Source organism: Streptomyces zaehneri (genome assembly GCF_032248645.1).
In the GTDB taxonomy this organism is placed as follows: domain Bacteria; phylum Actinomycetota; class Actinomycetes; order Streptomycetales; family Streptomycetaceae; genus Streptomyces; species Streptomyces coriariae.
Map to the genome: position 1 here is coordinate 70,001 of NZ_JASTTJ010000022.1, position 20,349 is coordinate 90,349.

Consider the following 20,349-nt stretch of genomic DNA (forward strand, 5'->3'; position numbering starts at 1 on the left):
CCCACACCCGCGGCTGCGCCCCGACCTGCGGCTGCGGCTCCGGCATCGCCGCCTCCCGGAACGCCACCGAGTCCGATGATCCGCTCTCGACATTTAGTCTTCGCGCAGATAATCTACGAACACATCATCTGGTCGAGGAGGCCCGCATGTGGGAGTACGAGCACAGCATCGAGACCGGCGCCACGCCCGAGGCGATCTGGCGGCTCTGGGCCGATGTGCCGAACTGGGGGATCTGGAACGCGGAGATCGAGAGGATCGAGATCGACGGCCCGTTCGCCGAGGGCGCGCAGATCACCATGACACCGCCCGGGGACGACGCGATCGTGCTGCGCGTCGCCGAGGCCGTCGAAGGCGAACGGTTCGTGGACGAGGCACGCTTCGGCGACCTGCTGCCGCGCACCGCCCACCGGATCGACCGGATCGACGGAGGCCGGGTCCGGGTGGTGTACCGGATGGAGATCACCGGCGCCGGCGCGGACGAGGCCGGCCCGCAGATCGGCCCGGCCATCACGGCCGACTGGCCCGACACCATGGCCGCGCTGGCCGGACTGGCCCAGCGCTGATGCCGCTCAGCCCCGGCGAGAGCCCCGGATTCCTGCTGTGGCACACCACCCTGCGCTGGCAGCGCGAGATGGCCGCCGCCCTGGCCCCACTGGATCTCACCCACGTGCAGTTCGTGCTGCTCGCCTGCGCCTGGTGGCTCAACACGCAGGGCGAGCACCCCAACCAGCTGGCCCTCGCCCGTCAGGCCGGCACGGACGTCAAGATGACCTCCCAGGTGCTGCGCACCCTGGAAGCCAAGGGGCTCGTCGAGCGTGAGGTCGACCCGGCCGACACCCGCGCCAAAAGGCTGCGCGTCACCGACACGGGCGCCGACCTGGCCCCGCGCGCGATCGCCGCGGTCGAGCGGGCCGACGCGCTGTTCTTCCAGCCGGTGTCCCGCGACGACGTGACGGCCCTGCTCGGCCGCCTGGCCCGTCCGGAAACCTGAGATGCGGTGGCCCGCGCGTCGCGGGCCACCGCATCTCACCCCTGGAGGGAGGTCAGTGGCGGACGCCCGCCTCCACGGTCCGCGGCACGTGGGTCGCGACGACGCGCTCCCGACCGGTGGTCAGCGGGGTCCGGCGGGCGTCGACCGCGGCCGCGACGCCCGCCACGACCAGACCCAGGGCCGCCAGTACCGCTCCCGCCAGCGCGGGCGAGGTCACGCCGAGGCCGGCCGTGAGGGCCAGGCCGCCGAGCCAGGCGCCGCCGGCGTTGGCCATGTTGAACGCGGCCTGGTTGGCGGAGGAGGCCAGCGACGGGCCCGCGGCCGCCTTCTCCATCACCATCAGGTTGAGCGGCGAACCGGTCACGAACGCCGCCACGCCCAGCAGGACCACGGCCAGCGCGCCGCCCCACGCGGTCGTCATCAGCAGCGGGAACAGGGCGAGGACGACCACCAGGGACGTCAGGCCGCCGAACAGGGTCGGGCGCATCGCGTGGTCGGCGAGACGGCCGCCCACCAGGTTGCCGATCGTCGCGCCGACGCCGAACAGCGCGAGCAGCAGCGTCACGCTGGAGTCGGCGTAGCCGGCGGAGTCCGTCAGCATCGGGGTGATGTAGCTGTAGGCGGAGAACAGGGCGCCGAAGCCGGCCACCGTCGTGCCGAGGGCCAGCCACACCGGAAGCGAGCGCAGGGCGGCCAGCTCGCGGCGCAGCCCGACGGCGGGCGCGTGGGTGTGGTCGCGCGGGATCAGCAGGGCCAGTGAGGCGATCGCCGCCAGGCCGATCACGCTGACGCCGAGGAAGGTCGCGCGCCAGCCGAGGTGCTGGCCCATGAGGGTGGCGACGGGGACGCCCGCGATGTTGGCGACGGTCAGGCCGAGGAACATCAGGGACACCGAACGGGCCTTGCGTTCCGGGGCGACCATGTTGGTGGCCACCACCGCGCCGACTCCGAAGAACGCGCCGTGCGGGAGACCGCTGAGGAAGCGGGCGGCCAGCAGCGAGTCGTAGCCGGGGGCGAAGGCCGACAGGGCGTTGCCCACGACGAACAGGCCCATCAGGGAGATCAGGACGGTCCGGCGGGACATCCGGGCCGTGACCGCGGCGAGCAGCGGCGCGCCGATGACGACGCCGAGCGCGTACGAGGAGACCAGGTGTCCGGCCGTCGGGATCGAGACATGCAGGTCGTCCGCGACATCGGGCAGCAGGCCCATCATCACGAACTCCGTGGTGCCGATTCCGAAGGCACCCACGGCCAGGGCGAGCAGGGCCAGGGGCATGAAGGACTTGCCTTTCAGGGAGAGTGGGTTCCGTTCAGCATACGTCTCGTATGTTCAAGTACGGAACAAAGTCTCCTCGGCCCGCTATTCCGGCGAGTGACCCCCTGATCAGGGTGTGGTGACCTTCACACGCGCCGCCACCGGCAGATGATCGCTGCCCGTCTGCGGCAGCGTCCAGGAGGTGACCGGCTCCACGCCCTTCACCATGATCTGGTCGATCCGCGCCATCGGGAACGACGCGGGCCAGCTGAAGCCGAACCCGCTGCCCGCCGCGCCCTGTGTGGAGCGCATCTGGGAGGTCACGGCGTTGAGCGAGCGGTCGTTCATGGTGCCGTTGAGGTCACCGAGCAGGACCACCCGGGTCAGCTTCTCGTCGGCGATCGCCTCGCCCAGCGCGTCCGCGCTCTTGTCCCGCTGGCGGGCGGTGAACCCGGCCTGGAGCTTCACCCGCACCGACGGCAGGTGGGCGACGTAGACGGCGACCTGCCCCTCCGGCGTCGTGACCGTCGCCCGCATCGCGCGCGTCCAGCCCAGCTTGATGTCGACCGGCTTCACCGCGCTCAGCGGGTACCTGCTCCACAGGCCGACCGTGCCCTGCACCGAGTGGTACTTGTACGTCGCCGCCAGCGCCTTCTCGTACACCGGCACCGCCGTCGCGGTCAGCTCCTCCAGGGCCAGCACATCGGCCTCGGACGCGGCCACGTCACGGGCGGTGCCGGCCGGGTCCGGGTTGTCGGCGTTGACGTTGTGGGTCGCGACGGTGAGGTCGCCGCCGCTGCCGGTCCGGTCGACGAGGAGCCCGCCGAAGAGGTTCAGCCAGACCACGGCCGGCAGGACGACGGCGATCAGCGCGATCGCCGACTTGCGCACTAGCGCCAGCACCAGCAGCACCGGCACGAACAGACCGATCCAGGGCAGGAACGTCTCCGTCAGACTGCCGAGGTTGCCGTAGCGGTTGGGGATGCGCGAATGCAGCCCCATCACCAGGGAGAACGCCAGCGCGAACCCGGTGAGGACCAGACCCCGCCGCCAGATGCGCGGATCACCTCGCCAGCCCGCGCCGATCCGGCCGAACAGGGTGCCGATCAGGCGCCGGAGCCGAACTCCCCGAGGCTCGGGACCCGAGCCTCCGTTGTCGTCCGTCTCCGTCATGTACGCCTGCTGCGCCATACCGTCGCCTCACTGCCTGCCTTGCACACCGTCCGTTTCCCCGGGTACGACCCTAGGGGATGATCGGCTTTGATCTCGCCGTCCCGTGACGGCCGTACGGGCACGAGGACGACCGGCGTGGCCCTACGGGTTCCGGCCCGGGGCGACAGGGACCGGTCTGTGACGAAACGCGCACATTGGGGCTACCGCGTCGGTGAACTGACGGGGCGTAGCCCGGCGAGCAGGGTGTCGACGATGCGCGCGGGGAGGTCCTCGGGGAGGTCGGCGTCGGGGCGCATGATCGCGCGGACGAGCATGGGGCCCACGAAGATGTCGTTCACCAGTTCCACATCCAGGTCGGCGCGCAGTTCGCCGTTCTCCTGACCCCGGCGCAGGACCTCGACGGCCATCCTGCGCCGGGGTTCTATCGCCGTGTTGTGGTAGGCCGCCCAGATCTTCGGGCTGCTCTTCATCTGGGCGTGGACGTTGTGCAGGATCGCCGAGGAACGGTTGGCGAGACCCCGCCGCCGCAGCGCCTCGAGGAGCACGACCAGGTCGTCGCGCATGGAGGTGCCGGGGAGTTCGGGATCCTGCGGTTCGGCGGCGCGCAGCACGTCGACGAAGAGCTCCTCCTTGCCGCTCCACCGGCGGTAGATGGCGGCCTTGCCGACACCGGCGGTACGGGCGATGCGCTCGATGGAGATCTCCGCGAGCGAGACCCCGTCCTCCAGCAGCTTCATCGTGCCCTCGATGATGGCCCGTTCGACGGCCTCGCTGCGGGGCCGTCCCCGGACGGGCTGCTCCCCGCTCACGCCGGTCGCCGTGACGGTGGCCCCCCTGTCGTCGAGGCTCACGTGTCCGATCCTTTCGTCGCAGTGCGGGAATTGTCGCCCGGAGAGCGGGTGGGGCGGCGATTCCCCGCCGCCCCGGCCACCGCCCCCTACGGCTTCGTCCGCACCAGCTCCCCCTCCTGCGCCGCGTCCTCCGCCACGGGCTTCGGCCTGCCCGGCAGGAACACGGCCACCACGACCGCGCCCACGGCCGCGACCCCGGCCCCGCACAGGGCGGTGATGTGCATGGCGTGCAGGAAGGCGTCGTTGGCGGGGGTGACCAGTGCCTTGCCCTGGTCACCGAGTTTCGCGGCGATGCCGAGCGTCGCCTCGATGGACTCGCCCGCGGTGTCGCGCAGGGCCGCCGGCAGCGTGCCGAGGTGACCCTCGATGCCGTTGCGGTACGACGCCGACAGCACCGAGCCGAGTACGGCGATGCCGAGCGCGCCGCCGAGTTGGCGGAAGGTGTTGCTGAGCGCGGAGGCGGAGCCGGCCTTCTCCCGGGGCAGCGCCTGCATGATGACCACGCTGGTGGGGGTCATGACGTGGGCCATTCCGGTGCCCATGCAGAAGAAGACGACCTCCAGGAGCCAGATCGGGGTGTCGGCGTCCAGCGTGGCGAAGGCGGCCAGGGTCGCCGCGAGGACGACCATCGCCCCGGTGGTCGTGGCCCGGACCCCGAAGCGGTCGACGACCAGCCGGGCGCGCGGCGCGAAGACCAGCTGGGCGGCGGCCAGCGGCAGCAGGAGCAGACCGGACTGCAGCGGGGAGTAGCCGCGCACGCTCTGGGTGTAGAAGACCGAGAAGAAGGTGACGCCCATCAGCGCGAAGAAGACGAGCGTGATGACGGCCATCGCGGCCGAGAACACCTTGTTCTTGAAGTAGTCCATGTCGACGGACGGATGGTCGCTGCGCTTCTCGTACACCACGAACGCGACGAGGACGAGCAGGCCGGCCGCTATGGTCGCCAGCACGGTCGGGTCCGTGAAGTCGGCCAGTTCGCCGCCCTTGATGATGCCGTAGACGAGCAGGACCAGGCCGACGACCGACAAGGCGACGCCGACGAGGTCGACGCGGCCGGGGTTCGGGTCACGCGACTCGGGCACCAGCCACAGCATCAGCCCGAACGCGAGCAGCACGATCGGCACGTTGATGAGGAAGACCGAGCCCCACCAGAAGTGGTCGAGGAGCAGACCGCCGGTGATGGGGCCGATGGCGATCGCGAGCCCGACACCGCCCGCCCAGATGCCGATCGCCTTGGGCTGCTCCTCGCGCTCGAAGACGTTCATCAGGACGGCGAGGGTCGCGGGCATCACGAAGGCGGCGCCGACGGCCATCAGCGCACGGAACGCGATGAGCTGGGCGGGCGAGCCGGATTCCGCGGCGAGCGCGGAGCCGATCCCGAAGACGGCGAGCCCGCCGAGCAGGACCTTCTTGCGGCCCAGCCGGTCACCGAGGAGACCGGCGGTGAACAGCAGTCCCGCGAAGACGAGCGTGTAGGAGTTGATCGCCCACTCCAGCTCGCTCTGGGTGGCGCCGAGGCCGGTCGGGGCGGGTGTCGAGATCGTCTTGATCGCGACGTTCAGGATCGAGTTGTCGAGCACCACGATCAGCAGGCTCAGCATCAGGACACCGAGGATCGCCCAACGACGCCGGTGCACCGCTTCCGGTATCCGCGGAGCGGTCGGGACGGCAGGAGTAGTCATGGCGTCGAGCGTAGGACACTTCCGATACGAGACCGTCTCGTATCGATTCCTCTTACCGTTTTTCTTACTGAGGCTTTACCCACAGGGGGCGCTCTGGCCCTCCCTGGCACGAAGTGCCACCATGGGTGGTGGTCCGGGGACGCCGTGAGGGCGCCTCGAGATGACGTAAGGAGCCGTTGCAATGACGCAGCTTTCGGCTGCCCACACCAATGCCCCCGACGGCAGCAAGGCGCTGTACGGAGGCAAGGGCACACGCCGTATCACCGTTCGCGACATCGGCCTCGCCAAGGAGCGCGGCGAGAAGTGGCCCATGCTCACCGCCTACGACGCGATGACCGCCTCCGTCTTCGACGAGGCCGGGATCCCGGTGATGCTGGTGGGCGACTCGGCGGGCAACTGCCATCTGGGGTACGAGACGACCGTGCCCGTCACCCTCGACGAGATGACCATGCTGTCGGCGGCGGTCGTACGGGGCACCAGCCGTGCGCTGATCGTCGGCGACCTGCCGTTCGGCTCCTACCAGGAGGGACCGGTGCAGGCGCTGCGCTCGGCGACCCGTCTGGTGAAGGAGGCCGGGGTCGGGGCCGTGAAGCTGGAGGGCGGTGAGCGCTCGCACCGCCAGATCGAGCTCCTCGTCGAGTCCGGCATCCCGGTCATGGCGCACATCGGCCTGACCCCGCAGTCCGTGAACGCGATGGGCTACCGCGTGCAGGGACGCGGCGAGGAGGCGGCCCAGCAGCTGCTGCGGGACGCGAAGGCCGTGCAGGACGCGGGCGCGTTCGCGGTGGTGCTGGAGCTGGTTCCGGCCGAGCTGGCCGCCGAGGTCACCCGGGTGCTGCACATCCCGACCGTCGGCATCGGCGCGGGGCCGGAGACGGACGCCCAGGTACTGGTGTGGACCGACATGCTCGGACTGACCGGGGGCCGGGTGCCGAAGTTCGTCAAGCAGTACGCGAACCTGCGTGAGGTCATGGGCGACGCGGCGAAGGCCTTCGCCGAGGACGTCGTCGGCGGAACGTTCCCGCTGGACGAGCACAGCGTCCACTGAGCCATTTCCGCACCACCGCAGCCCGCCGATCTTCCCCCGTCGGCGGGCTGCGCTCTTTTGCGCCGGTGGCTGTCGGGAGGATGTCGGTGCTGTCGGTGGCTTGTCGGTGGCTTGTCGGTGGTTTGTCGGTGGAGGTCGGCAGAGTTCCTGTCATGACACGAATCGACAAGCACACCAGTGGCGCGGGAAGCGCTGTCACCGTTCGGGGGTTGGTCAAGCACTACGGCGAGACCAAGGCACTGGACGGCGTCGACCTCGATGTACGGGCCGGAACCGTGATGGGGGTGCTCGGGCCGAACGGCGCCGGGAAGACGACCCTCGTGCGGATCCTGTCCACCCTGCTGGCCGCCGACAGCGGGCAGGCGACCGTCGCCGGCTACGACGTCGCGGGCCAGCCCCGGCAGCTGCGCCGGGTGATCGGGCTCACCGGACAGTACGCCTCCGTGGACGAGAAGCTCCCCGGGTGGGAGAACCTGTACCTCATAGGGCGGCTGCTCGACCTGCCCCGCAAGGACGCCCGCACCCGGGCCGACGAACTCCTGGAGCGGTTCTCCCTGACGGACGCCGCCAAGCGGCCCGCGAGCACGTACTCCGGCGGTATGCGGCGCCGGCTCGACCTCGCCGCGTCCATGATCGGCCGGCCGCAGGTGCTGTTCCTGGACGAGCCGACCACCGGTCTCGACCCGCGCACCCGCAACGAGGTGTGGACCGAGGTCAAGGCGATGGTCGGGGACGGGGTCACCGTGCTCCTGACCACCCAGTACATGGAGGAGGCCGAGCAGCTCGCCTCCGAGCTGACCGTCGTCGACCGGGGCAAGGTCATCGCCGGCGGCGGCATCGAGGAGCTGAAGGCCCGCGTCGGCGGCCGGACGCTGCGGGTACGGCCCGCCGACCCGCTTCAGCTGCGGCCGCTGGCGAGCTGGCTCGACGAGCTCGGCATCACCGGGCTCGCCACCACCGTCGTGGACGCCGAGCGCGGTTCCGTCCTGGTGCCGGTGCTCAGCGACGAGCAGCTGACCGCCGTGATCGGCGCGGTCAGCGCGCGCGGCATCACGCTCACCTCCCTCACCACCGAACTGCCCAGCCTGGACGAGGTCTTCCTGTCCCTCACCGGCCACCGGGCCAGTGCCCCGCAGGACGCCCAGCCCACCGAGACCCGCGAGGAGGTCGCCGTATGAGCGCGGCCACGATCGACATCAGCACGACCGCCGACGCGCGCATCCCGTTGCGCAGCCACCTCCGGCACACCGGCGCGCTGATCCGCCGCAACCTGCTGTGGATCCGGCAGGACCCGGAGTCGATGTTCGACGCGGTCCTCTTCCCGGTGATCTTCACCCTGCTGTTCGTGTACGTCTTCGGCGGCTCGATCGGGCAGTCGCTGGGCGGCGGGCAGGAGGCGTACGTGCAGTACGTCATTCCCGGGCTGCTGGCCATGATGGGGATGAACATGGCGCAGGGCGTGGGCACCGGCTTCAACACGGACTTCAACTCCGGGGTCATGGACCGCTTCCGGTCGCTGCCCATCGGACGGGGCTCGGTGCTCTTCGCCAAGATCGTCGTGGAGCTCATGCGCATGCTGGTCGCGTGCGTGATCCTCATGGTGGTCGCCGTGCTGGTGGGCTTCGACATCACCCACTGGCCCGGCCTGTTCGCCGCCGTCGGTCTTGCCACGGTGTTCGGCTCGGCGCTGATGTGGGTGTTCCTCACCCTCGGCGTGGTGATGAAGAGCGCGCAGTCCGTGCAGGCGATGGGCTTCCTGGTGCTGATGCCGCTCCAGTTCGGCTCGTCGATCTTCGCTCCCACCCAGTCGATGCCCGGCTGGCTGCAGAACTTCACGGAGTACAACCCGCTGTCCTCGCTCGCGGACGCGGCGCGCGGACTGATGGTGGGCGGTCCGGTCGCGCACGGACTGTGGGTGACGCTGGCCTGGTCGATCGGGCTCACCGCGGTGATGGCGCCGGTCGCGATCCACAAGTTCCGCACGAAGACCTGAGCCGGGCGCCGAACGGGTCACGTCGGGACGCGGCAGCACGCGCCGGGATCCATCAGGACGATTCACACCAGGGCGGTGGCCTCCTCGTAGGAGAGGCCACCGCCCTCGGCGTACGCGCTCTCGAACGCCGCGTCGCCGAGCGCACCGCGCGTCCGGGCCATGGCCAGGTCGCGCGCCTCGCGCTCCACGCGCGGGGGTACGTGGCGGGGCGGCAGCAGGGTGTCGGCGGAGCCCAGGCAGCGGGCGGCGTCGGCGGCGCGGCTGCCGCCGTCCACGCCGACGAGGGCGGTCGCGGCGATGAAGAGATAGAAGGAGCGCATCTGCGGGGCGATGGCCACGGACAGCGGATCCGTGGCCCGTTCCAGTGCGGCCCGGATGCCGGTCAGGGCCTGCGCGGACCGGCCGTCGACCGCGTCCAGCCAGGCCTCCGCGCCCAGGATGAAGGAGCGGAAGACCGCGAAGTGACCGTAGTCGAACTCCTGCCGCAGCAGGTTCAGTTGCTCGCGGGCTTCGGTGCGGCGGCCGGTGGCGGCCAGCCAGCCGGCGAGGAAGAGGCGGGCGATGTGCATGGCCTCGTTGACCGCGCGCTCCTCGCCGGCGATCACCTCGCGCAGCACGCGTTCGCCCCGCTCCTCGTCGCCTGCCTCCAGCAGCGCACTGCCCAGCCGGGCGGCGAGGACCGCGGACTGGGAGCGGGCGCCGAGCCGTTCGGCCTGCTCGATGGCACCCTCGTAGTCGGCGGCGGCCTCGAGGTACGCGCCCAGGCGTTCATGGGCCTCGGCGCGGGCCGAGAGGGCTTCCGCGGTGCCCCAGACGTCGCCCAGGCGCTGGAAGATCTCCAGGGCCTCGGCCGCGTCGCGGAAGGCACTCCCGGCCCAGTCGGCGCGGTTGGCGAGGATGTTGGCGCGCAGCTGGAGGCAGGAGGCCAGCTCCCACTCGTAGCCGGGCGTCCGGCGGCAGGTGTCGACGTTGGCGTCGATGATGGCGCGGATGCGGTCCGGGCCGCCGGTCATCATCACGGCGAAGAACCAGAGCAGGCCCGGTGCGCGGCAGGTCTGCGGCAGGCCGGGCTCGTAGGTCTCGGCGATCAGCCGCAGCTTGGCCTGCGACGTCGAGGTCTGCCAGGCCTCCATCTCGGTGTCCATACAGGCCAGATGGGCCAGGTGGACCCCGCGCCGGGCCTCCGCGAGGACCTCCCCGGTCATCGGCGGCGGGGCGTCGATGCAGGACTTCCACAACGGCGCGGCCGGGCGCAGCGGTTCGGCGAACGGGTCGGGGCTCAGGGCCATGGCCTCGACGCACCAGGTACGGGCCTCGATGCGCAGATCGCGCATCTGCCAGTACCAGACGAGCGACAGGGTCAGGCAGAGCACCTCCTGCTCGTCCCGGGCCGCGACGGCGCGGCCCAGCGCCGTGCGCAGGTTCTCGTACTCCAGCTGGAAGCGGTCGATGGCGTCCCGCTGCCCGGGGCCGCGCAGCAACGGCTCGGTGGTGCGGGCGAGTTCGCGGTAGTACGTCAGATGCGCCCGCTCGGCCGCCGCCCGCCGCCCCGACTCGTCCAGCCGCTCGCCCGCGTACTCGGCGACGGTCTCCAGCAGCCGGTAGCGCATGTCACCCCGGGGATCGGGAGCGGCGACGACCAGCGACTTGTCGACCAGCGAGGCGAGCAGATCGAGCGCGGCGAGGGAGTCGTGGCCGGTGCGGGAGCCGTGTCTCTCGTGGAGGTCGGGGGTCTGCGGGCCGCACACCGCCTCGACGGCGGCGAGGTCGCAGCCTCGGGCGAAGACCGACAGGCGGGCCAGGACGTCGCGTTCGTCCTCGTCGAGCAGGTCCCAGGACCAGTCGACGACGGCCCGCAGGGTCTGCTGGCGGGGCAGGACGGTCCGGCTGCCGGAGGTCAGCAGGCGGAAGCGGTCGTCGAGCCGGTCGGCGATCTGGCGGGGCGTCAGCATCCGCAGCCGGGCGGCGGCCAGCTCGATGGCGAGCGGCAGACCGTCGAGCCGACGGCAGATCTCCGCACAGGCCGCCGCGGTGTCGTCGTCGGCGTCGGGCCGGAATCCGGGGCGGGCGGCCGCGCCCCGGTCGGCGAGCAGCCGCAGCGCCACCCGCTCCGGCAGCGGAGCCAGTGGGCGCAGCATCTCCCCGGGCACGCCGAGCGGCTCACGGCTGGTCGCCAGCACCGTCACCTCGGGGCAGCGCGCCAGCAGCTCCTCGACGAGCCGGGCGGCGGCCTCGACCACGTGCTCGCAGTTGTCGAGGACGATCAGCATGCGGCGCCGGGCGCAGTGCTCGACCAGACGCTCCAGGGGGTCGTCGTGGCGCTCGGCGGCGACCCGCATCTCCTCGGCGCCGGCGCCGTACAGCACGGTCTCGCGGGCTCCCACGGCGGTGAGGACGGCCTGCGGGACGGCGTCCGGGTCGGCGACGGGGGCGAGTTCGGCCAGCCAGACGCCGTCGCGCGCGGTGTCCCGTACGGTCTCGGCGGTCTCCTGCGACAGCCGGGTCTTGCCGGCCCCGCCGGGCCCGAGCAGGGTGACGAGCCGCGCGCTCGCGAGGTCCCCCCGGAGGGCGGCGATGTCGGCCTCCCGGCCGACGAAGGAGGTGAGGCGGGCGCGGAGGTTGCCGAGGGGCGGGGTCGGCAGGGCGGGGGAAACCGGTGCGGGCGCCCGGCCCGGACCCGGCGCGGGTCCGACGGGACGGGACGGTGTCCCGGAGCCTCCCGGCGATCCGAGACCTACCGGAGCGCCGAGCCCCCTCGGATCGCCGGACGTTCCCGGATCGCCGGGCATTCCCGGATCGCCGGGGCTTCCCGGATCGCCGGGGCTTCCCGGAGCGCCGGGGGTGAGCAGCTCCGTGTGCAGGGCGCGCAGTTCGGGGCCGGGGTCGGTACCGAGGCGGTCCGCCAGGAGCCGGCGGACCTCTTCGTACGCGGCCAGCGCCTGCGCGGTGCGGCCCGCCTCGCGCAGGGCGCGCAGCCGAAGCGCCTGGAGGGGCTCGTCGAGCGGGTGGGCGTCGCACAGGGCGGTGAGTTCGGGCAGCGAACGCCCGGCCTGGCCGAGGGCGATCGCGGCGGTGTGCCGGGCGCGCACCGCGTCGAGGCGGCGGGCCTCCCAGCGGGCCGCCTCGGCGGCGCGGTCGGGCAGGTCGGCGAGGACCGGTCCCTGCCACAGGGCGAGGGCGTCGTCGAGGATTGCGGCCGCCTTGGCGGGGTCGCCGTCGGCGAGCGCGCGGACGCCGTCGCCGGTCAGCCGCTCGAAGCGGTGCAGGTCGACGTCGTCCGGGGCGGCGGCCAGCCGGTAGCCGCCCTCGGCCGAGTCGACCGCTCCCGCCCCGAGGGCCCGGCGCAGCCGGCCGACCAGCGCCTGGAGCGCGCCCGGCGCGTCGGCGGGCGGGTCACCGGCCCACACCTCCTCCACCAGCAGCCCGGCGGGAACGCTCCGCCCGGCCCGCAGCGCCAGCACGGCCAGCAGGGCGCGCAGCCGCGCTCCGCCGACGACGACGGGGACGCCGTCCGGACGGAGTGCCTGGGTGGTGCCGAGGATGCGATAGCGCACGGGGTCCATTCTCTCCGGTGGGATCGACGTCGGTCACGGGGTTCCGGCGGGGTGGCGCGAGCCGGTCGCCCGCACGTTTCGCGTCCCAGGAACCGAGGGCCGGCCACAGGACGTTTTCCCGGTATGCCCGGGCCGGGTACGGTCGGGCAGTTCCACACCCGCGTACGAGCCCAGGGGGCCCCATGACCACCGCCACCACCCGCAGTGCCGAGCGGAGGATCAGTCCCGTCTTCCTCGGGATCCTGGCCGTGACGGCGGTCACCGGCTGGGCTACCTGGACGGGCTTCGCCGAGCAGCCGGGCGTGGCGGTGTTCCTGTTCGTGACGGCCGCCTGGATCGTGTCCCTGTGTCTGCACGAGTACGCACACGCGCGTACCGCTCTGCACAGCGGTGACATCTCGGTCGGCGCGAAGGGGTACCTCACGCTCAACCCGCTGAAGTACACCCACGCCCTGCTCAGTGTGGTGCTGCCGGTGCTCTTCGTGATCATGGGCGGGATCGGTCTGCCGGGCGGTGCGGTCTTCATCGAGCGCGCGCGGATCCGGGGGCGGTGGCGGCACAGTCTGATCTCGGCGGCCGGTCCGCTGACGAACGTGCTGTTCGCTGTGGTGTGCACGGCGCCGTTCTGGCTGGACGCGCTGGACGGCGTGCCGGCCGACTTCCGGTTCGCGCTCGCCTTCCTCGCCCTGCTCCAGGTGACGGCGGCGATCCTGAACTTCCTTCCGGTACCCGGTCTGGACGGCTACGGGGTCATCGAGCCCTGGCTGTCGTACGACGTCAAGCGGCAGGTGGAGCCGTTCGCGCCGTTCGGGCTGCTGTTCGTGTTCGCGCTGCTGTGGGTGCCGGCCGTCAACGGAGTCTTCTTCGACATGGTCGACGCGGTGCTGCGCGCTCTCGGGATCGGCGACGTCGAGACGTACTGCGGTCAGTCGCTGTACCGCTTCTGGGAGGGCACGAACGAGTTCTGCGCGGTCAGCCGCTGACGTCGGCCCCCGCGGCCCTGCGCAGCTTGTCCCGCCGCACGTAGTACCAGGTCATGTTGGAGGACAGGCCCGCGATCAGCACCCACACGATGCCCAGCAGACTGCCCTGGACGAAGGAGACGACCGCCGCGGCCACGGCGAGCACGCAGACGACGAGCGTGTAGAGGGCGAGTCGACGGGCCGGGCTGGGGGGAAGGGGGGCCATGGGTCCGGTTTCTCCTGTCGGGGGACACTGCTGGGCTGCTCCGACCAGTGTCCCCCATACGCTCACACGTCCGTGACGCGCAGCCCGGCGTGGGCCTTGTAGCGGCGGTTGACGGAGATCAGGTTGGCGACCAGGGACTCCACCTGGTGGGCGTTGCGCAGCCGCCCGGCGAAGACGCCCCGCATACCGGGGATCCGGCCGGCCAGCGCCTGCACGAGCTCCACGTCGGCGCGCTCCTCGCCCAGCACCATCACGTCGGTGTCGATCTCGTCGATCTCCGGGTCCTGGAGGAGGACCGCCGAGAGGTGGTGGAAGGCGGCGGCGACCCGGGAGTCCGGCAGCAGGGCGGCGGCCTGCTCGGCGGCGCTGCCCTCCTCCGGCTTCAGCGCGTAGGCGCCCTTCTTGTCGAAGCCGAGCGGGTTGACGCAGTCGACGACCAGCTTGCCGGCCAGCTCCTCGCGCAGGGACTCCAGGGTCTTGCCGTGGCCGTCCCACGGTACGGCGACGATCACGATGTCGCTGCGGCGCGCGGTCTCGGCGTTGTCGGCGCCCTCGACACCGTGCCCGAGCTCGTCGGCGGCGGCCCGGGCACGGTCGGCGGCACGCGAACCGATGATCACCTTCTGGCCGGCCTTGGCGAGCCGGTAGGCGAGACCCTTGCCCTGCGGGCCGGTCCCACCGAGCACGCCGACGACCAGTCCGGAGACGTCGGGGAGGTCCCACGGGTCCTTGGCGGGGGCCTTCGCCGGGGCGGCCGCGGCGGCGTTGTGTGCACTGTCGGTAGAGGTCATGGGCCGACTTTACGTGGGCGTGCCGAGCGGCCCTTCGTCATGTCGGGTGAACGAGGGGCGAACCCCGGGCGGGCGGCGGCCGGTTGCGGCACGATGCGGCCGCATGGACGCCGTAAGGGTCGCGCTGCTGCGTGAGGTGCTCGCCGGGACCGAGTGGCTGGGGGCCACCCGGAGGTTCGCCGGGGTGCTGCGCGGGTCGGTCGTCTCGTACGGGGGCGGGCTGCTGCTGGTGGGCACGGCGGCGTACGAGCCCTGGCATCTCGCGGCGCACCTGGTGGACGAGGCCGCGTGGTCGGGTACGCCGGAACTGGCGCCGACCCTCGTACGGCATGCCGCGCGCCCTTCCGACCCGGCGCATCTCGCGGTCGGCCTGGGCCGGATCGAGGCGGCCCGGCGGGGCGAGACACTGCTGGTGGCGTCGCCGTCGGGGGACGCACCGCTGCTCGAGCGGGTGTCGGACGCCCGGCGGGCCGGCGTCATGATCCTGGCCCTCGGCCCGGGGGAGCGGGAGCTGACGGCCCTGGCCCACGAGGCGCTGGCCGTGCCGGACGGCTCCGAGCTGGACCTGGACACCGTGCAGCACCTGGTGAGCGCGGCCGCCGGCGAGACGCCGCCCCCGACGAGAGGACGCAGGCGCTTCGCCGACCGGCTGTCCCACCTGGCCGAACGCCTGACGGCACCGCCGCCTCCCCCCTGGTGACCTGCCCGTCCCGGCCCGGTGCGCAGCGGCGGTCCGGCGGCCTGGCGGGGCGTGCGGACGTCCGTCCGGTCGGGCGGGGTGCGGTGCGTGGGCGCGGTGGGGCTGCCGGCGCCGTGCCTGCCGGGACTGATCGCGTACGACGTACACGGACGAACACGCCACGCGGCTGCGCGCCAAGCGGTCGCCGGCCACACCGGCGGTGGACGCGTGATCGGTCGCGTGACCGGTCATGTGATCGATCGCGTGACCGGTCGGGTGATCAGTCGTCGTCGGTGGCACCGCCCGCCGGGGCGTCGTGCCACTTGGGGTCGTTCTCCCACTGGAGGTTGCGCTCGCGGGCGGTCTGCATCGCGTGCTCGGCCTCGACGCGGTTGGCGTACGGGCCGAATCGGTCCTTGGCCGGGCACTCCGGCCCCTCCTCGACCTTCTTGTGCTCCAGGCAGTAGTACCACTCGCCCGGCTTGCCGGCGGTCGACTTCTTGAACAGGGGCATGACGGCTCCTTTCGCCATCGACATGTTCCCCCACGGCCGCTCGTTAGACTCACTGGCATGTCTGGCCAGTCGCTGCTCGTCCCCGGGGAGCTGTCCCCCATCCGTTCGGTGCCCGGAAACATCCGCCGCCCCGAGTACGTCGGCAAGCCCGCGCCGACGCCGTACACCGGGCCGGAGGTGCAGACGCCCGAGACCGTCGAGGCCATGCGCCGGGCCGGCCGGATCGCCGCGCAGGCGATGGCCGAGGCCTCGAAGCTGATCTCGCCGGGGGTCACCACCGACGAACTGGACCGGGTGGCGCACGAGTACATGTGCGACCACGGCGCCTATCCGTCGACGCTGGGCTACCGCGGTTTCCCCAAGTCCCTGTGCACGAGCGTCAACGAGGTCATCTGTCACGGCATCCCGGACTCGACGGTCCTGCGCGACGGCGACATCGTCAACCTCGACGTGACGGCGTACATCGGCGGGGTGCACGGCGACAACAACGCCACGTACCTGGTCGGGGACGTCGACGAGGAGTCCCGGCTGCTGGTGGAGCGGACCCGGGAGTCCCTCGAGCGGGCGATCAAGGCGGTCCGGCCCGGCCGGCAGATCAACATCATCGGTCGGGTCATCGAGTCGTACGCCAAGCGGTTCGGGTACGGCGTGGTGCGGGACTTCACGGGGCACGGGATCAACTCCTCGTTCCACTCCGGGCTGATCGTCCCGCACTACGACAGCCCGCACGCGACGACCGTCATCCAGCCCGGGATGACGTTCACGATCGAGCCGATGCTGACCCTCGGCACCCACGAGTACGACATGTGGGACGACGGCTGGACTGTGGTGACGAAGGACCGCAAGCGGACGGCCCAGTTCGAGCACACGCTGGTGGTGACCGAGTCGGGCGCGGAGATCCTCACGCTGCCATAGCGCGACCGAAGGCCCGTTCCCTGCTGGGGGCGGGTCTTTTCTTGTACGCTTTTACCGACAAGCCGTCGGCAAACCCATTGACTTAGGTAAGCCTTACCTTAAAAGATGTGGGCATGGACTCGTTCTCGACACTCATCCGCACGGCCTCCCACGAGCAGCACGTGGAGGCCGAGACCTCGACGTTCATGAGTGACCTCCTCGGCGGCAGGCTCGGCGTCGAGGCGTACGCGCGGTACACCGAGCAGCTCTGGTTCGTCTACGAGGCGCTGGAGGCCGGCGCCGAGCGGCTGGCCTCCGACCCGGTGGCCGGTCCCTTCATCAGGTCGGAGCTGTTCCGGCTGCCGGCGCTGGAGCGGGATCTCGCGCATCTGCGGGGCGCCAGATGGCGGTCGGGTGCGTCGGCCCTGCCGGCGACCGAGGCGTACGCGGCGCGGGTGCGGGAGTGTGCCGGGCGCTGGCCGGCCGGCTACATCGCCCACCACTACACGCGCTACCTGGGCGACCTCTCCGGTGGGCAGATCATCCGCGACAAGGCGGAGCGGACCTGGGGCTTCGCGCGCAAGGGCGACGGCGTCCGCTTCTACGTCTTCGAGGAGATCGGCAACCCGGCCGCCTTCAAGCGGGGTTACCGGGAGCTGCTGGACGGGGTGCGCGCGGACGACCTGGAGAAGCAGCGGATCGTGAGCGAGTGCAAGCGCGCCTTCGCGCTCAACACCGACGTCTTCCTGGCCCTGGGCGAGGAGTTCTCGCTCTCGGCGTGAGCCGGCTCGCCGGGCGGCCGGAAACGGAGCGGGCCCCCTCGCCGCGGTCACGGCGAGGGGGCCCGGCGCCCGATCAGAAACGGTCGCAGTGCTTGCCGGCCCAGAAGATGTCGGCCGAGGAGGTGTCGACCACGCCGATGTACGGGCTGCAGACACCCTCGTGCCCGCCGAAGTGGTGGTACTCGCGAGGCTCCTCGTGGTGCTGGCGGGGACCCTCGTCGGCGGTGGCGGTCGTCGCGCCGGTGGCGGCGAGGGCGATACCCAGGACGGTCGCGGCCAGAACTGAACGGATACGCATGGCGTTCCTCTCACGGGGCTCAGTGGTCACGCCCAGAGGTCCCCGTTCGTCTCCTCCCGCACACGCCAGACCACCCGTACGGCCGTGCAGAACTACGCGGACGCCCGCGACCGGCCCTAAGGTTCAGCGCTCCAGGAACACCCGGCCGCCGATCTCCACCCACCCGTACGGCTGCGGGGCCGTCAGGATCTGGGAGCCCGCACCCTGGGTGATGTTCAGGGCCCGGCCCAGCCGCTCGGTGAGCAGCAGCGCCGGCGCGCCCGTCGCCTCGATCTCGTCGACGCCGTCACCGCGGCCGGGGAAGGCGCGGGCGCGGATCCGGCCGGCCGGCTCGTCCTCCCAGGCCCAGGCGTAGACCCAGTCGCCGGCCGGCGGCACGGGCAGGTCGTCGACCTCGGCGGCGCTGGCGTACCGGTGGAACACGCACGGCGGGGCCCACTCCGCGCGCGCCTCGATCCAGGTGAACTCGCCGTCCAGGCGGGTACCCACGGCGCCGGCCGGCGTGACGAGCTCGGGCACGTCGAGCAGCCAGGCGACGCCCACGCACGAGTGGTCCGCGAAGGACAGGCGCCGGGTGGGCGTGTAGACGTCGATGATCCCGCGCTCCGGGTCGTCGACGAACACCGTCTCGCCGAAGCCGAGCTTGGCCGCGAGGTCCTGCCGGTCCTCGCGGTCCGGCAGCACCGAACCTTCGCGGACCACGCCCAGTTCATTGCCGTAGCCGCCGTTCGGCGCGCAGAAGACGCGGAGCACGTCGTAATCAGTCACCGGGGAATTGAAGCACCGTCGGCCGGCCGGAGCGGCCGGACCATGACGGGTACAGGTGATGCCGACCCCGGCTTCGGCCGTGGAGGAGGTCGTCCGGACGGGGCGCGGCCCCGCACGCCTCCTCCCCCGCCGAGCACGGCCGCACGGTCGCCGCGGCGACGGCCGCCACCGGGGTGAGCGGATCCGCCGCGCGGCCCTTCTCCGCGCCGAGCGGCGAGCGGGCCCGGGTCGCACGGGACCGGGTGCCGGCGCAGCGCGCGCTGCTGCTCGACGAGCCGACCGCCGCCGGACCTGAGACACCGGGAACCGGTGTTGCGGCTGCGGCGGGAAAGAGCGCGTGAGGGGGACGCGGTGGTCGTGGTGCCGCACGATCCGGGGCTCGCCGCCGCCTGCGCGCACCGGGTCGCGATCCCGCGCGCCGGGCAGGTGGCGGCGGACGGTCCGCCGGGCGAGGTGTTCACCGATCGACGGCTTCCGGGTGTCCACGACCAGCCGGTCGAGGTGCTTCCACGCCCCCGGACCGGGGCCGTACCGGTGACCCCGAAGGACCCCGAAGCGGAATCTTTGAATCTCCTTTGACCATTCCTTGGGGTCCGTTTTGAGTCACCGTGATCGGCTCGTGCTCATACGGCGTCTATGAGAGGTGAATCACTGCGCGGGCGGGTATCACGCAGGTAAGCCTTGGATAAGTTAGGCGAGGCTCACCAACTCTTATGAGCCGCGTCACGCCAATATTCAGCCATCGCTGGGAGCCCGAATGCGAGCCGCCAGACTGTCCGTCGTCACCGCCGTGACCGCACTGACCGCCGTCACCGGCTGCACCTCCAAGAGCGACGCGAAAGACGGTGACCGCGTCATCAGCGTGACCGCCACCGACACCAAGTGCGTGACCTCCAAGAAGGAGATCTCCGCCGGACACGTCGAGCTCGCCATCGAGAACAAGGGTTCCAAGGTCACCGAGGTCTACATCCTCTTCCCCGACGACCGGATCGTCAGCGAGCGGGAGAACATCGGCCCCGGCACCAAGCAGCGGGTCACCGCCGAGGTGAAGGCCGGTGACTACCGGATCGCCTGCAAGCCCGGCATGAAGGGCACCGGCATCCGCCAGGACCTCAAGGTCACCGGCGGCTCGGTCGCCAAGCGTGACCCCCGCCTGGACAAGGCCGTCGCCGCCTACCGCAGTTACGCGCAGGAGCAGGCCGACGCCACGCTGCCGCTCGTCGCGACCTTCGTGACGGCCGTCAAGGCAGGCGACCTCGAGGCCGCCAAGGCGGCCTACGCGCCCTCCCGTATCGGCTGGGAGCGCACCGAACCGGTCGCGGAGTCCTTCGGCGACATCGACCCGAAGGTCGACGTCCGCGAGGACGGCCTGGAGGCCGGCCAGACCTGGACCGGCTGGCACCGGCTGGAGAAGGCCCTCTGGCAGGACAAGAAGATCACCGCCGCGGAGAAGACCCTCGCCGACCAGCTCACCACCGACCTGACCGACTGGCAGAAGCGGGTCGGCAAGGCCGAGATCACCCCGACCTCGATGGCCAACGGCGCCAAGGAGCTCCTCGACGAGGTCGCCACCGGCAAGGTCACCGGCGAGGAGGAGCGCTACTCGCACACCGACCTCGTCGACTTCAAGGCCAACGTCGAGGGCGCCCAGAAGTCCTACGAGCTGCTGAAGCCGGTCACCAAGGAGAACGACGCGGCCCTGGTCACCGAGCTGGACAAGCAGTTCGCCGCGCTGAACACGCTGCTGGACAAGTACCGCCCGAACACGTCCTCGTACGCGTTCACCTCGTACGACAAGGTCGCCGCCGCGGACCGCAAGGAACTGTCCGACGCGGTCAACGCGCTCGCCGAGCCGCTGTCCAAGCTCGCCGCCGCCGTGGCGAAGTAA

General features: G+C 71.7%; 20 protein-coding genes and 1 pseudogene. 11 read left to right on the forward strand and 10 right to left on the reverse strand.

The features are described 5' to 3' along the window. Positions 1 to 146: 146 nt before the first annotated feature. Positions 147 to 563: an SRPBCC family protein gene (locus QQM72_RS30495; protein WP_314224058.1), complete on the forward strand. Its 417-nt coding sequence runs from the start codon at positions 147 to 149 to the stop codon at positions 561 to 563. Then, positions 563 to 991, forward strand: coding sequence for a MarR family winged helix-turn-helix transcriptional regulator (locus QQM72_RS30500; RefSeq protein ID WP_314224059.1), 429 nt, complete (start codon positions 563 to 565; stop codon positions 989 to 991). Before QQM72_RS30495 ends, QQM72_RS30500 begins: the two co-directional genes overlap by 1 nt. Before the next feature lie 52 nt (positions 992 to 1,043). On the opposite strand, the gene QQM72_RS30505 is transcribed toward QQM72_RS30500, so the two are convergent. The 4 genes from QQM72_RS30505 to QQM72_RS30520 all read right to left on the reverse strand — a co-directional run bounded on the left by QQM72_RS30505 (position 1,044) and on the right by QQM72_RS30520 (position 5,952). Further along, positions 1,044 to 2,267, reverse strand: coding sequence for an MFS transporter (locus QQM72_RS30505; protein ID WP_314224060.1), 1,224 nt, complete (start codon positions 2,265 to 2,267; stop codon positions 1,044 to 1,046). A gap of 108 nt (positions 2,268 to 2,375) precedes the next feature. Then, entirely contained in the window at positions 2,376 to 3,437 is a 1,062-nt protein-coding gene (locus QQM72_RS30510) for an endonuclease/exonuclease/phosphatase family protein (protein WP_314224061.1), read from the reverse strand. A 182-nt stretch (positions 3,438 to 3,619) separates the two neighbouring features. Next, positions 3,620 to 4,270: a TetR/AcrR family transcriptional regulator C-terminal ligand-binding domain-containing protein gene (locus tag QQM72_RS30515; RefSeq protein ID WP_399079215.1), complete on the reverse strand. Its 651-nt coding sequence runs from the start codon at positions 4,268 to 4,270 to the stop codon at positions 3,620 to 3,622. Between the two features lie 86 nt (positions 4,271 to 4,356). Beyond that, on the reverse strand, positions 4,357 to 5,952 hold the full coding sequence (locus QQM72_RS30520) for an MFS transporter (protein ID WP_314224062.1): 1,596 nt from the start codon (positions 5,950 to 5,952) through the stop codon (positions 4,357 to 4,359). A 181-nt stretch (positions 5,953 to 6,133) separates the two neighbouring features. Between QQM72_RS30520 and panB the strand changes: the two genes are divergently transcribed. The 3 genes from panB (at position 6,134) to QQM72_RS30535 (ending at position 8,993) form a co-directional block, all read left to right on the forward strand. Then, positions 6,134 to 7,000: a 3-methyl-2-oxobutanoate hydroxymethyltransferase gene (panB, locus tag QQM72_RS30525; RefSeq protein WP_314224063.1), complete on the forward strand. Its 867-nt coding sequence runs from the start codon at positions 6,134 to 6,136 to the stop codon at positions 6,998 to 7,000. 152 nt (positions 7,001 to 7,152) lie between these two features. Then, positions 7,153 to 8,178: an ATP-binding cassette domain-containing protein gene (locus QQM72_RS30530; protein WP_314224064.1), complete on the forward strand. Its 1,026-nt coding sequence runs from the start codon at positions 7,153 to 7,155 to the stop codon at positions 8,176 to 8,178. Continuing rightward, the gene (locus QQM72_RS30535; protein WP_314224065.1) at positions 8,175 to 8,993 is read left to right on the forward strand and encodes an ABC transporter permease; all 819 of its coding nucleotides are present in this window, start codon (positions 8,175 to 8,177) and stop codon (positions 8,991 to 8,993) included. Before QQM72_RS30530 ends, QQM72_RS30535 begins: the two co-directional genes overlap by 4 nt. A gap of 62 nt (positions 8,994 to 9,055) precedes the next feature. On the opposite strand, the gene QQM72_RS30540 is transcribed toward QQM72_RS30535, so the two are convergent. Beyond that, a complete protein-coding gene (locus QQM72_RS30540) occupies positions 9,056 to 12,556 on the reverse strand; it encodes an AfsR/SARP family transcriptional regulator (RefSeq protein WP_314224066.1) in 3,501 nt (1,166 codons plus the stop codon). 173 nt (positions 12,557 to 12,729) lie between these two features. Here QQM72_RS30540 and QQM72_RS30545 point away from each other — a divergent pair, with 173 nt between their 5' ends. Next, entirely contained in the window at positions 12,730 to 13,530 is an 801-nt protein-coding gene (locus QQM72_RS30545) for a site-2 protease family protein (protein ID WP_314224067.1), read from the forward strand. Here the strand turns inward: QQM72_RS30545 and QQM72_RS30550 are convergent. Then, entirely contained in the window at positions 13,520 to 13,735 is a 216-nt protein-coding gene (locus QQM72_RS30550) for a hypothetical protein (protein WP_314224068.1), read from the reverse strand. The genes QQM72_RS30545 and QQM72_RS30550 overlap by 11 nt on opposite strands. Positions 13,736 to 13,797: 62 nt before the next feature. Next, positions 13,798 to 14,526: an NADPH-dependent F420 reductase gene (npdG, locus tag QQM72_RS30555; protein ID WP_314224069.1), complete on the reverse strand. Its 729-nt coding sequence runs from the start codon at positions 14,524 to 14,526 to the stop codon at positions 13,798 to 13,800. A gap of 103 nt (positions 14,527 to 14,629) precedes the next feature. Between npdG and QQM72_RS30560 the strand changes: the two genes are divergently transcribed. Beyond that, on the forward strand, positions 14,630 to 15,226 hold the full coding sequence (locus QQM72_RS30560) for a hypothetical protein (RefSeq protein ID WP_314224070.1): 597 nt from the start codon (positions 14,630 to 14,632) through the stop codon (positions 15,224 to 15,226). Positions 15,227 to 15,485: 259 nt separating this feature from the next. Here the strand turns inward: QQM72_RS30560 and QQM72_RS30570 are convergent, their stop codons facing one another. Continuing rightward, positions 15,486 to 15,719, reverse strand: a complete 234-nt coding sequence (locus tag QQM72_RS30570) for a hypothetical protein (protein WP_314224071.1) — start codon at positions 15,717 to 15,719, stop codon at positions 15,486 to 15,488. Positions 15,720 to 15,776: 57 nt separating this feature from the next. On the opposite strand from QQM72_RS30570, the gene map reads away from it, so the two are divergent. Then, positions 15,777 to 16,634, forward strand: coding sequence for a type I methionyl aminopeptidase (gene map / locus QQM72_RS30575; protein ID WP_314224072.1), 858 nt, complete (start codon positions 15,777 to 15,779; stop codon positions 16,632 to 16,634). 113 nt (positions 16,635 to 16,747) lie between these two features. Beyond that, positions 16,748 to 17,395, forward strand: coding sequence for a biliverdin-producing heme oxygenase (locus QQM72_RS30580; RefSeq protein ID WP_314224073.1), 648 nt, complete (start codon positions 16,748 to 16,750; stop codon positions 17,393 to 17,395). Positions 17,396 to 17,468: 73 nt separating this feature from the next. Here the strand turns inward: QQM72_RS30580 and QQM72_RS30585 are convergent, their stop codons facing one another. Both QQM72_RS30585 and QQM72_RS30590 read right to left on the reverse strand, forming a co-directional pair. After that, on the reverse strand, positions 17,469 to 17,693 hold the full coding sequence (locus tag QQM72_RS30585) for a hypothetical protein (RefSeq protein WP_314224074.1): 225 nt from the start codon (positions 17,691 to 17,693) through the stop codon (positions 17,469 to 17,471). A gap of 123 nt (positions 17,694 to 17,816) precedes the next feature. Beyond that, a complete protein-coding gene (locus QQM72_RS30590) occupies positions 17,817 to 18,461 on the reverse strand; it encodes a PhzF family phenazine biosynthesis protein (RefSeq protein WP_314224075.1) in 645 nt (214 codons plus the stop codon). A gap of 46 nt (positions 18,462 to 18,507) precedes the next feature. Here QQM72_RS30590 and QQM72_RS30595 point away from each other — a divergent pair. Then, positions 18,508 to 19,040, forward strand: a pseudogene (locus QQM72_RS30595) (hemin ABC transporter ATP-binding protein); the annotation flags it as partial. 178 nt (positions 19,041 to 19,218) lie between these two features. Further along, a complete protein-coding gene (efeO, locus tag QQM72_RS30600) occupies positions 19,219 to 20,349 on the forward strand; it encodes an iron uptake system protein EfeO (RefSeq protein WP_314224076.1) in 1,131 nt (376 codons plus the stop codon).